General features: G+C 40.2%; 13 protein-coding genes. 12 read left to right on the top strand and 1 reads right to left on the bottom strand.

What is annotated here, in order from left to right; genetic code table 11:
- Nucleotides 1-841 precede the first annotated feature (841 nt).
- The 12 genes from N7974_RS07880 (at nucleotide 842) to pyrE (ending at nucleotide 11,195) form a co-directional block, all read left to right on the top strand.
- Nucleotides 842-1,027: a DUF2934 domain-containing protein gene (locus tag N7974_RS07880; protein WP_262965082.1), complete on the top strand. Its 186-nt coding sequence runs from the start codon at nucleotides 842-844 to the stop codon at nucleotides 1,025-1,027.
- A gap of 99 nt (nucleotides 1,028-1,126) precedes the next feature.
- On the top strand, nucleotides 1,127-1,615 hold the full coding sequence (locus tag N7974_RS07875; protein ID WP_262965081.1) for an Hsp20/alpha crystallin family protein: 489 nt from the start codon (nucleotides 1,127-1,129) through the stop codon (nucleotides 1,613-1,615).
- 68 nt (nucleotides 1,616-1,683) lie between these two features.
- Nucleotides 1,684-2,337, top strand: a complete 654-nt coding sequence (locus N7974_RS07870) for an Hsp20/alpha crystallin family protein (RefSeq protein WP_262965080.1) — start codon at nucleotides 1,684-1,686, stop codon at nucleotides 2,335-2,337.
- 52 nt (nucleotides 2,338-2,389) lie between these two features.
- Nucleotides 2,390-3,031 (top strand): MlaC/ttg2D family ABC transporter substrate-binding protein, encoded by a 642-nt coding sequence (locus tag N7974_RS07865; protein WP_262965079.1) that lies wholly within the window; start codon nucleotides 2,390-2,392, stop codon nucleotides 3,029-3,031.
- Nucleotides 3,032-3,102: 71 nt separating this feature from the next.
- Complete coding sequence (locus N7974_RS07860) at nucleotides 3,103-3,984, top strand: zinc metalloprotease HtpX (RefSeq protein ID WP_262965078.1); 882 nt, start codon at nucleotides 3,103-3,105, stop codon at nucleotides 3,982-3,984.
- Complete coding sequence (locus N7974_RS07855; RefSeq protein WP_262965077.1) at nucleotides 3,968-4,417, top strand: hypothetical protein; 450 nt, start codon at nucleotides 3,968-3,970, stop codon at nucleotides 4,415-4,417. The genes N7974_RS07860 and N7974_RS07855 overlap by 17 nt, the downstream gene beginning before the upstream one ends.
- Before the next feature lie 252 nt (nucleotides 4,418-4,669).
- Entirely contained in the window at nucleotides 4,670-5,104 is a 435-nt protein-coding gene (locus tag N7974_RS07850; RefSeq protein WP_262965076.1) for an archease, read from the top strand.
- Between the two features lie 60 nt (nucleotides 5,105-5,164).
- The gene (locus N7974_RS07845; RefSeq protein ID WP_262965075.1) at nucleotides 5,165-6,595 is read left to right on the top strand and encodes an RtcB family protein; all 1,431 of its coding nucleotides are present in this window, start codon (nucleotides 5,165-5,167) and stop codon (nucleotides 6,593-6,595) included.
- 261 nt (nucleotides 6,596-6,856) lie between these two features.
- The gene (locus N7974_RS07840) at nucleotides 6,857-7,855 is read left to right on the top strand and encodes a L,D-transpeptidase family protein (protein ID WP_262965074.1); all 999 of its coding nucleotides are present in this window, start codon (nucleotides 6,857-6,859) and stop codon (nucleotides 7,853-7,855) included.
- 537 nt (nucleotides 7,856-8,392) lie between these two features.
- A complete protein-coding gene (smbP, locus tag N7974_RS07835) occupies nucleotides 8,393-9,043 on the top strand; it encodes a small metal-binding protein SmbP (protein ID WP_262965073.1) in 651 nt (216 codons plus the stop codon).
- A gap of 340 nt (nucleotides 9,044-9,383) precedes the next feature.
- Nucleotides 9,384-10,517 (top strand): radical SAM family heme chaperone HemW, encoded by a 1,134-nt coding sequence (gene hemW, locus N7974_RS07830; RefSeq protein ID WP_262965072.1) that lies wholly within the window; start codon nucleotides 9,384-9,386, stop codon nucleotides 10,515-10,517.
- A 42-nt stretch (nucleotides 10,518-10,559) separates the two neighbouring features.
- Nucleotides 10,560-11,195: an orotate phosphoribosyltransferase gene (gene pyrE / locus N7974_RS07825; protein WP_262965071.1), complete on the top strand. Its 636-nt coding sequence runs from the start codon at nucleotides 10,560-10,562 to the stop codon at nucleotides 11,193-11,195.
- 451 nt (nucleotides 11,196-11,646) lie between these two features.
- Here pyrE and rlmN read toward each other — a convergent pair whose 3' ends face one another.
- Nucleotides 11,647-12,684: a 23S rRNA (adenine(2503)-C(2))-methyltransferase RlmN gene (gene rlmN, locus N7974_RS07820; protein ID WP_262965070.1), complete on the bottom strand. Its 1,038-nt coding sequence runs from the start codon at nucleotides 12,682-12,684 to the stop codon at nucleotides 11,647-11,649.
- Nucleotides 12,685-12,814: the final 130 nt, after the last annotated feature.

Genomic DNA, 12,814 nt, shown 5'->3' with positions numbered 1-12,814 from the left:
GTTCAATCTGAGCCATGATCAAACTCTTCAGTTTAAATCAGTTTGCCACTCAATAAGATGAGTAGCCAATCTTGGCTCGACTACAAAACTAAACGTTAAAAATTACTTCTTAATGTGTTGTTCCTGTGTCGATTATTTTTTAACAGCCTAACAATCACCACAAGTACCCACACAAATTATTTTGATCAAGTTGTTAAAGAGCGTTGGTGCCGCAGCACCGTTGAGTCCGGCAATTATACAGAGCGGATTCGGTTTGTCAACCCCTTGTCGACATTGCGTGTTGCTGTCCTGCTGCAGGGTCAAACTACGTTACCCCGAAGAAGCCGGCCATTATAGCCTACCTGAACAACTTGTCAACCGCTTTGGCTCATTTTTTTAGCCTTTAGAATAATCACCGTTAACATTTTTACAAGATGCCATCGCCCTCAGCCAGATTGAGACTATCATAATTTATTTATTTTTCAACAGGTTAAACAGTAACCAACATACCAAAACAACTGATTTTTTAAGTTAGTTAATGTAGGTATTTATACGTATTGTTTTTTCATTTAAAATCTTATACTTTAACCTGCGTAAATCAAATAATTGGAATACTTTATCTATCAAAATTAAATTCAGATAACTATCAGTGAACTCATTGATAGGGCTGTACCGAGCCATCAATCTACTATCGTGGGCAAATTTAATTACTCAAGCAACATTAAGAGTTAATGCTGCCGAATACTCGAAGTTTTAAAGTAAATACTCATTTTTTTTTGATTTATTCAGGACTTACGGCTCATATTATATTTTATCGGCCGTTAAAAGCTGACTTCCAATTAGTTTATCAAAGAAGAGGTGAATGATGTCGTTAAAAACTAAAAACAAAGTAAATTCAGTTTCCGAAGCATCCGGCGATACCATATTTCTTCCAGATCGTGATGCGAAGATTGCCGAGCTTGCCTATTACCGGGCCGAAAGTAGAGGTTTTGAACCAGGTCACGAACTTGAGGACTGGCTTGAGGCAGAGCAAGAATTTTTACTATAGTAAAGAAAATAAAGAAAAGACAGCGGTTAAACATCAAAGCCCGTTAACATGCTTAACTCGGATATTTAATAAAAATTAAAATAGTCCCTGGAGAATGTTATGAACACTAAAGAAAAAGATACCACTCAAAAAACTGAAGTAATGCCCCGTACACCTTCCGGGAACTTGCTTTCATTTGATGAATTCGATAATTTTTTTGATGATTTTCTGTCGCGCAGATGGCCCCGCCTGTTAGATTTTAATTTGCCTACCGGATTTGACAGAGGCTTTCCAAAAATTGATATTCTTGATCATGATAATGAAATAGAAGTTCAGGCAGCACTACCCGGCGTTAAAAAAGAAGATCTGGATGTAACCATAAATAATCAGACACTTACTATTAGAACCTCTACCAAAGAGGAAAAAAAGGAAGAGGAAAAAGGTAAATATTTTCGCCGCGAGATAACGCGGGGTGAATTTCAACGCACGGTCTCCTTACCTGATAATGTTGATGATAACAATGCAAAAGCCGCTTTTAAAGACGGCATACTGATTATTACTATTCCCAAAACAGAAAAAAGCAAACGCAAAAATATTGAGATTAAATAAGCTGAATTTTATTGGAAACTTGCTTAAACAAGGTGTTAAATTACGAACTATTACCTTGTTTAAGACACGTGAATATAGATGCACTTTGTTATACCCAGCGACACAAACTAATGGGTGGCTTGATGATAAAAAATCCAATAATAATTGCTATAGCCACCGTACTTGTTATTGTCTTGGGTATACAATCTTATGTAATCTTTAATTTGAATGAAAGCCTCAAGCAATTTAGTGCACAGGAAAACAGCACCGACAATCCTAAAGCTCAAATACCCAAGCTACCCAAGCCAGGCTCTGATAACGAACTATTTAAAGATCAGCTATGGAATCCTTACGAAGAAATGCAACGTATGCAAAATGAAATGGAACAGCTTTTTGGTGATTCCTTTTCGCGCTTCCATTTAAATGCGCCCTTAGGCAGCTTAAGTAAAATACCTGACGTCGATTTACAAGAAAAACCAGATCAATATATCGTAACTGTTAATGCACCGGGTGCCGATGAGTCTTCAATAGACGTTAAACTGGAAGATCAAGTGTTAAACATTTCAATTAAAACGGAACACGCAAAGGATGAAACTGATGCTAAAAAGGGAAAATATCAGTACCGCGAGCGTTTTGTTGGCCAATTTCAAAGAGCATTAACCTTACCCGGACCGGCTAACGCAGCCAAAATGACAACTAAATATGATAATGGTGTGTTGACCGTTACGATTCCAAAAACATAGCTTTATAAAATAATCAGTAGCGATAATAACTGACCTGTTTAACGGAATAATTATGCAAAATCAAATTAAGCACTATGCAATATTGGGGTTATTTATACTATTAATCGGTCTGGTACCGGTCACCAAAGCCTTTCCGGAGGATTTACAACCCCCACAAAAAATCATACAAAGTGTTTCTGAACAATTAAAACAAAAACTACAGGACAAAGTCTTTACCAAGGATTTTGCTCAAGTTACACAATTTGTTAATGGCGTTATTGATCCACATACGGATTTTAACAAAATAGCACCATTAGTTTTGGGAAAACACTGGAAAGCTGCAACCACTGACGAACAAGAACGTTTTAAACATGAATTTCAAATACTATTGGTAAGAACCTATTCCAGAGCCTTTGTGGAGTATAACAACTGGTCAATGACTCTATTACCTCTTGAAACATCAACTGAACCCACAAAAACCATCGTAAAAACCAAGGTTATGCAACCCGGGCAACAACCTATCGATGTAAATTACCGGATGTTACTGAGCAGAGGCGAATGGAAAGTTTACGACATTATGATTGATGGCGTCAGCTTGGTGACTAACTACCGAGCCACCTTTAGCGATGAAATTCAAACTAAAGGTTCACTAAGCGCCGTTATTGATGCGCTGGCTAAACGTAATACTGAAGCACTTGCAGCAAAGGACTCTTAAAAATAGAAATGTAAGCCATTATAGATACTTAAATTGTCGATTTTTTAGATTTTAAATGATAAAAACTAACTATGGCCAATAAATACGAGACATTTAACCATAAGTTAAAAAATATCATCCATACCTCAGTGCTTTTTTTATGCATGGGTATTATTTTATCATTAATAGGATTTATTTTAGCGGGGATTGAAGGCATTTTATGGTCAGTAATTTTAGGTGTTCTTATACTGGTGATTAGCCCGAACCTGCCGCCAAATTTTATCTTTTCTATAATAGGCGGTAGATTGCTATCTGCAGATGATGCTCCAGTACTTTATCAAATAACACAGAAACTTGCTGCTCGTGCTGACTTAACCACAGCACCGGCACTTTACTACCTACCCGGACATATGATGAATGCCTTATCTGTCGGTACGCCCGAAATTTCCGCAATCGGCATGAGTGATGTCTTGCTACAAACCCTGACAGTACGAGAGCTTATGGGCGTCATGGCGCATGAGATCAGTCATATCCAACATAATGATGTGAGAGTAATGCGCTATGCCGACATTATCAACCAGATCACCAACACGCTATCTTTAACTGGTTTTGTATTAATTTTTTTAAATTTACCGCTGTTTTTTCTGGGGCTGGCCAGCATTTCCTGGTTTGCATTAGCTGTACTTATTGTCGCGCCAAACATAATAACTTTCCTTGAACTTTCACTATCCCGAATGAGGGAGTTTGATGCCGATCACCAAGCGGCTTTATTAACAGGCGATCCGGAAGGTCTGGCAACGGCATTAGGTAAATTAGAAGCCTTTGAATATTCAATTTTTGATATTTTATTACGTCGGAATCATCGTAAATCAAAACCGTTAATCTTTAGATCGCACCCAGATACCCAAGAAAGGATAGACCGTCTGTTACGTTTAAAAAAATCTCCCGAAGTGGACTTTGAATTATTTAAATAACGAGCAATTGACTACACCGGTCAATTATCAAAAATTAATGAGTAAAATACCTGAATTGAATTGTCTTTATATCCTTTTAAAAAACAAAGGCATCAACAATTTATTATGTCTTGTTATTAACACCGCATTGGAGATTAAAATGCTTAACTATTGGCTTAAGGGACTGTTGCTTTTCATCTTTAGTGTATCCGTTGCTTTTGCCGGAAATGGAACCACGCTTGATAATCATCGGGGAGCAATGCTTTACGATAATCATTGCCTCGAATGTCACACCCAGCAGATACATTGGCGAGAAAAGAAAATGGTTACCGATTGGAAAAGCCTCGTAACCCAGGTAGATCGCTGGCAGGATATTTCAGGGCTGGAATGGAGCAAGAGTGATATCGAGGCGGTCAGTCGTTATCTGAATGGCAAGTTCTACCATTATCCTTAAATTATTAACGGATCGGAAAACAGATTTAAAGCAATCTTCGAGAATAAACTTAGCCAACTTACCGGTTTTTTTATTTGTTTAATCGCCAAGTTTCATGCTTGCCCTGTAAATTCAGAGAGAGGTGAATCATGAAAAAAGTGAAACATATTGTTTTTTGGATTATGGTCATTGGCATCATCTTACTGTTGTTTTCCAGTCATGTTATCGCTTAAGATTTTTTTGGCCGCAGCGGCAATTCAACGAGCATAATTCGTGGACGACAACCTGATCAAACCCCTCTGGGAACACTTTGAACACGAGGCAGATATAGGTATACGAGGCATTGCACCAACGCTTGAACAGGCATTTGAACAAGCCGCTATCGCTATGACCGCTGTGATCACAGACCCTGCCAAGGTTTCGGATTTAAAAACCATCAATATAACTTGTAGGGCAACTGATACTGAACTGCTGTTCGTTAACTGGATCAACGAACTGGTTTATGCAATGGCTGTACGGGGTTTGTTATTTAACCATTATCAGGTCATTATCAATAACGGTAAGTTATCAGCAACTGCTTTTGGTGAAGCCATTAACCGCCTTAAACATCAACCCGCAGTGGAAATTAAAGGCGCTACTTTTACCGAACTGCGCGTCTATCAACAAACTGATAAGTCATGGGTTGCCCAATGCGTAATTGATGTTTAAGGCAATTTCCTTCACCACCAATAGATTCATTCCTGAATATCAACTATAAGGAGATAATCAATGGATAGCCGTCAATTTATACAACGCGACGAAAACTGTTGGGAAATTCAGCCTAAAGGAGCTATGCGTGTTCCGGTAATTATTTATGCCAACAATCAATTACTGGAGGATATGGATCAGAAAGTTTATGAGCAAATCACCAATGTCGCAACATTACCAGGTATTGTTAAAGCTGCCTATGCCATGCCTGATGCGCACTGGGGTTATGGTTTTCCAATTGGTGGCGTTGCTGCATTTGATCCTGATCAAGACGGAGTAGTCTCGGCAGGCGGCGTAGGCTTTGATATTTCCTGCGGTGTCCGCACCTTATATACCGGCCTTAATATGGCCGAACTACAGCCTCATAAACAGGCGCTGGCCGATGCTTTATACCGTGCAATTCCTGCCGGTGTCGGCAGCAGAGGCAAAATACATTTAAATCATAAAACCATGCATGGGATGTTGACAGGTGGAGCGCAATGGGCGATTGAACAAGGTTTTGGCGAAGAACAGGATTTGGAGCGCATTGAAGAACACGGCTGTATGGCCGGAGCTGAATCTCGCCATGTTTCTCCCCGAGCCAGAGAGCGACAAAAAGACGAAATGGGCACATTGGGTTCCGGCAATCATTATCTTGAGGTACAGCGGGTCGCAGAAATTTTTAACCCGATGGTTGCCGGCATTTTCGGTTTGCGAGTCAATGACGTAGTAATCAGTCTTCATTGTGGCTCTCGAGGCTTGGGCCATCAGATCGGCAGCGAATTTTTAAAAGCCATGGTGATGGCATCCGCCCAACACCAGATTGTCTTGCCGGATCGGGAACTGGCCTGTGCACCATTGGCTTCGCCTTTAGGAAAACAATATCTCGGTGCAATGCGAGCCGCCATCAATTGTGCTCTGGCCAATCGACAGATTATCACTCATTTAACCCGACAGGCTGTCGCAACCATATTTCCGGGCATTCACCTTGGCCTGTTATACGATGTTTCGCACAACACTTGTAAGCTGGAGCAACATACAATTAACGGCCAGAAAAAATTGCTGTTTGTACATCGCAAAGGCGCAACCCGTGCTTTTGGCCCCAACCATCCCGATCTGCCAGCCGCATTTAAAGACGTCGGTCAACCGGTATTAATCGGCGGCTCAATGGGCACCAGCTCTTATATACTCTGCGGCACCAAAGGAAGCGAACAACGCGCGTTCAGCTCAGCCTGCCATGGCGCAGGGCGAGCTATGAGCCGCAGCAAAGCGACTAAACAATGGCAGGGCAAAGCGCTGATCGAACAGTTGGCGATACAAGGCATTATTATTCGCTGCCCGTCCATGCGTGGTGTCGCAGAAGAAGCACCTTTGGCTTACAAAGATGTCAGTGCGGTAGTGGATATTGCCGACCAGGCCGGTTTAGCCCGAAAAGTCGCCAGGCTGGAACCGGTGATTTGCATCAAAGGTTAAACCGATTCTTCATTTGTATCTGTACGACCAAAAAACCTTACTCTCTATCTGGATACTTCAAATAATTCCTGTAGTTGTCAAAACTTGCAAACCTCGCGGAAAAACCTGACTATACTCATTTGGTCTACTACAAAACACAAATATGAGAGCTTTGTTTATGCAGATGTATCATGCTAATTTGTTTACTATTCAGCATCTGAAATACCATCTTTAAAAAGCCCTATAATTATTTTTGTAGCTTATCACTAAGGAATTGCTGTCATGAGATTTCGTGATCTAACTATTATTCTGATGTTATGGTTTATTGCTACCAGAACGGCATCCGCGACAACCTACAATCTCCCTGAAAACCCGGATGATAATGTTATAACTCAATATCCGGATAATACCGTTTTTATAAGAGCCAAGCAGGACGAAACTTTATTGGACATCGCCTTGCGATTTTCGCTGGGACAAATGGAAATCGTTCACCTAAATCAAAAAGTTGATCGTTGGCTGGTAAAAAAAGGCGAAGTTGTGCGTTTGGCTAACCGGCGAATTCTTCCTGATACGCCACATAGAGGCATCGTTTTAAACCTGTCTGAATATCGTCTCTACTATTATCCAAACGCTCAACCAGATATGCCTGCTCAGGTTATGTCATATGCTACCGGAATAGGCAGACAGGATTGGAGAACACCGTTGGGCTATACCAGGGTCTCAAAAAAAGTGAGAAATCCCAGTTGGTATCCTCCTGAATCGATACGACGCGAACATGCCAGAAACGACGATCCATTGCCTCGAGTTGTACCTCCAGGCCCTCATAATCCGCTAGGTGCTTATGCGCTATATTTGGCTTTGCGCGGTTACCTCATACATGGCACCGATATCGACAAGATTTACGGTATTGGGATGCAAATTACGCACGGCTGTGTGCGCATGTACCCGAATGATATTGAAGAATTATATTATAGGGCCAGCGTCGGCACACCGGTTTATATCGTCAAACAACCTATCAAAGTGGGATGGCTGAACAGCACACTTTACATTGAAGCACATCCTGATCTGGAAGGCGTAAAAACGACTTTTGATCAGCGCCATGCAGTCGCGTTAAGGTTAATCAAAAAAGCGACTCAAGAGGAATTACCCGCTTTCAACCAAGAAGCCCTGGATCAGGCATTGCAAACCCTGGATGGAGATCCTGTGCCCATTTTACAAAAGGCAGTTCCTCAAGAAACAGCTCCCATAGAATTCGACAACGTCACCACACCTTATCAATAGCTAGTTATTTAGCCACTCATTATCTTTACTGCTTATATCTGTTTTTTTGTGATTTAAGCCCTAAAGGCGGTAAAAGCACAGCCAAATATTTCCAGTTTCAGCTGTATTTTTGCCAATTATATAAAAAAGAAAATGCTCGGCAAGACAGTATTATTAACTTTTTTATAGTCACCGTTACCATTGTTATCGGGATAAGTATCAAAGCGCTTTACTAGTTGAAAATTAACTACTGTAGCCAACAGCAGTCAGGTGATCAGGAGATTTCAAAACCATTCGACATCCTTATAAAAAAGGTAAAAAATCAATTTTATTGGAACTCCTGACCATACCACTATTTAAGAGTAAATATCCCGGTTAATCGACATTCTTGATGGCTAAAAGGGGTAGATATTCCGTTCTTTTACTGTTATGGTTTAAGAGCGGGCAATTTAATAATCGTGTTTTATTAATCACGAATAGTTAATAAAATCGCCTAATAAGTGCCTGTGAAATATCCAATACTTTACTTAACGTCTTTAAGAAAAAAAGGAAATTCCCTTGATACTCATTAAAATGTATAAAAAGATTTTATCCGTTACATTCCTGACCGCTGCGACCCTGTTCACAGGAACAGTATCTGCGGCTTACGTTCCGTATAAAGGTCCGGCAGCCGTACCAGATAAAACAATCGAAAAAGTCGCTGAAAAACCCACAGCAGCTGAACCAGCGGAAGTAACCGAAAAAGCTGCTGAAAAAACCACGATAGCCGAACCAACTGAAGTAACCGAAAAAGCTGCTGAAAAACCCACGGTAGCTGAACCGGCTGAAGTAACCGAAAAAGCTGCTGAAAAACCCACGGCAGCTAAACCGGCTGAAGTAACCGAAAAAGCCGTTGAAAAATCCACGGCAGTTGAGCCGGCTGAAAAACCTGCAAAAACCCATTCAGTTCAATCACTGGAACATGCAAAATCTGCCGCCATACATGGCAACGCTGGCCACACAAGTGTTTTGGCTGAGCATGCAAAGACAGCTCTTGAGCATGCACAAAGTGCTGAAAAAGTACTGGAAGGTAATCCTAAAATACACATGACAGAAGCAGTTACACACCTTAATGACGCAATAAAACATGCTGAGATGGATCATGCTGATGTTGCAACAGAACATATTAACCAAGCGATCACTCACATAACAGCATCCATTGGTGAATAATGCTGTTTATCTGACTTAAATCAAAAAGGTTGCTCCGCTCCAAAAATGAAATACCTGATCGACTCCAAAATGAGTTGATCAGGTATTCCCTTCTTGATTATCCTTTTATTACATCAAATACTAACAAAATTTTTAGGTTGCAGAGTTATTATCCATCCGCCAATCACTACCCACTGCCGATTATTTCTAACGAGCTAAATATTAAAAAATAAAGCACCAGCAAATCAAAGTCTGAACCAGTAAATTTCACCAAACAGGCAAATAATCAAGCCAATCAACTCTGATCCAGAACAAAATAATGCTAAACTGACGACTTTTTAAACTCATCGTTAAAATTCCCTTGCCGCCACTGAGTCTATATATTCATATCCCCTGGTGCATTAAAAAATGCCCTTATTGCGACTTTAATTCACATGCCGTTAAAGGCGACACCCCCGAAGCTGCCTATATTGACGCATTACTGAGTGATTTATCCAAAGACTTAATGCTCTACAATATCACTCGCCCTATCAGCAGTATTTTTATTGGTGGCGGTACGCCAAGCCTGTTTTCTCCTGAGTCTATCAATCGCTTGTTACGCGGAATAGAACAACAGGTTGCGTTAAAAACAGATATTGAGATTACCCTTGAAGCTAATCCTGGTACTTTTGAAAGCCATAAATTTGCCGAATTCAGAGCCTTGGGAATTAACCGGTTATCTATCGGCATACAAAGTTTTAACGATAAATTGTTAAAAAAACTGGGACGAGTACACTCGGCCCACGAAGCCATTATTGCCACTGAAATAGCGCATCAGGCCGGTTTTGAAAATTTTAATCTGGATTTGATGTTTGGCCTGCCGGACTCCAGTCCTGATGACAGCAAAACCGATATAGCAACCGCTATCGGTCTGAAACCTACGCACATTTCTTTTTACCAGTTAACATTGGAACCCAATACCTATTTCCATAAATTTCCTCCTCAATTACCCAATGATGAGCTTATTTTTAGCATGCAAAAGCACTGCCAAAAACTATTGGCTGATCAGGGTTATCAGCAGTATGAGGTTTCAGCCTATAGCCAACCGGGCTTACAGTGTCGGCATAATGTAAATTATTGGCAGTTTGGTGATTATTTAGGCATAGGTGCAGGCGCTCACGGTAAAATAACGCAAACTTTACCCCAACAGATTATCCGCAGCTTTAAACCCAAAAGTCCGGAACAATATTTAACTGATACGCATAAAAACGGCGGCTCTGAAGTTATTGCTGTCGCTGAACTGCCACTGGAATTTATTATGAATCATTTGCGCCTAAAACAGGGCTTTACTCTGGACACTTATCAAGCAACAACCGGCCTTGATATAACAACACTGGAACCGGCGTTATCGGCTTGTCTGAAACAAGAATTGCTTATCCATGAAAATAATCATTATTATTGTTCAGAACAAGGCTGGAATTTTATGGACAACATTTTAGAAAAATTCATGCCTTGATTTTGCTCAAGGTTCTCTCTACTTTTTACCTTTACTATTAACATGCTTGATTATCAAAAAGACTTTATCGCCTACGCACTGGATTGCGGTGTATTAAAATTTGGCGAGTTCCTGTTAAAGTCAGGACGCACCAGTCCTTATTTTTTCAATACCGGCCTTTTCAATACCGGCGCTCAACTGGGAAAATTGGGACATTTTTATGCCCAGGCATTGATTCAATCCGACATAAAACCGGATATTCTTTATGGACCGGCCTACAAAGGTATCCCGCTGGTCAGCACGACATCTATCGCCTACGCTCAATTAACCGGCAAAGATATTCCCTTTGCTTTCAACCGCAAAGAAGTAAAAGATCATGGCGAAGGCGGCAGTCTGGTCGGTGCGCCATTGCAAGGCAAGGTTGTTATTTTGGATGACGTGATTACTGCCGGTACATCCGTCAGAGAGTCGGTAGAAATAATAAAGCATGCAGGCGCGATTCCTGCAGGCGTCTTAATTGCGCTGGATCGCCAGGAAAAGGGCCTCAACGACAGCTCCGCTATTCAGGAAGTTCAGGAGCGTTTTAACATGCCGGTTGTTGCCATCATTACTTTGGAAAATATTATTGCTTATTTAACAGTAGAGTCCAGTGATCAGCTTAACGCCATCAAAGACTATCAGCATCGTTACGGCATTTAAGCGACTTATCATTTTAGGGTATTCGGATTTTACTGTTGAAACGTTAAAATTTAACCTAATCAAAAAAGCGCTTGATTATAGCGTTTAACGAAAAAACGAATACCCACTCCAAAGCAATCACCTATTGATAGCTGACTTTCGTGCTTGCAATGTTTCGAGAAAATCACAAGTAGCAGTCGCCTCTTAGTAGCCAGCCAATAAACGACGCCTAAAAGTAGTAACATTAAAATCGCCGGCTCATTCGATGACTTATTGCTTAAATTTCAGATTTTATGTATTTTTTCCATGAAAACATATTGTTGACTTGGTCCGACTTCATTCACTGGCACTTGGTAGCTATAGACTTTCAGAAATTAAATTTCTAATTAGCGTAGCTGTAAGCTCATACAGATAACTTCCCTTGAAGGGATGGTATCTGTCGACATAGAATTATTTATGTGAAAATGTATACTTAATTTTTAGAATTGAGCTGTCCACAGGCTGCCAATACATCGTCGCCTTTAACACTTCTTATTAAAGTCGGAATTTTAAAGGTATCTAAAACTTCTTTAAACTTTTCAATTTTATCCAAATCCGGACGCTGGTAATGTGATCCCGGGAATGCGTTAAAAGGGATCAAGTTTATATAAGCACTTTTACCAGCCAGTATCGATCCCAATTTTTTAGCATCATCTTGATCATCATTAAAATCTTTTATCAGAATATATTCATAAGTAATAAACTGCTTTTTACTTAAAGGAATCTTGTCAATAGTTGCCAACACCTCCTCTAGCGGATATTTTTTATTAATGGGAATAAGTTCATTCCGCTTTTCTTCAAAGGGTGAATGAAGAGATAACGCAAGGTTTACTCCAGGAATTTCCTCGCTCCATCTTTTAAGTCCAGGAATATAACCAGCTGTTGAAATAGTAATTTTTTGAACGCCAATTGAAGCTCCGTGTTTGGATAAAAATATTTCGCACGCTTTTTTAACGGCATCAAAATTATGTAACGGTTCGCCTTGCCCCATAAAAACTATATTTAAAATCCGCTCTTCTCCAGGCCTGTTTGTCACTAACCAGTGCCAAGCTTGTATAAACTGGCCAACAATTTCACTGGTAGTCAAATTTCTTTTAAGCCCTTGTTTTCCGGTAAAGCAAAAAGAACAATTCATTGCACAGCCAACCTGCGATGAAAGGCAAATAGAGTATTTATTATGAAACGGAATAAGGACAGTTTCAATTTTATGATTGTCTTTAAGCTTAAAAAGAAATTTTACTGTTCGATCGTTTTTTGACTCATGAACCGTATCGATTTCGGGTAAAGAAAAGTCGAAAGTATTTTGAAAAAAGGCCGATGAGCATTTGGCAATTTTATCAACGCATTGAGCCGTTTCTTTTTTCTTATAATGCCAATTAAACAGAACCGACGCTGCTGAGTCGTTTAAATTATTCTGATTTATAACCATTTCCAAGTCAGAATAGTTCAGGTCATAAAAGGATTGTTTCAAAAATATCTCCATGATGTAGGGTGGTTTCGCGATACCGCCAATCCGCGCAACATTCTGCGGTTGATTACCTTACGGCAAATCCACCCTACAATTGATCTGCCGTAAGGCCTTATGAATACAAAGAACAAGC

Source organism: Methylobacter psychrophilus, assembly GCF_025583945.1.
Taxonomy (GTDB): Bacteria; Pseudomonadota; Gammaproteobacteria; order Methylococcales; family Methylomonadaceae; genus Methylobacter_C; species Methylobacter_C psychrophilus.
This window is presented reverse-complemented; position numbering and strand designations above follow the sequence as displayed.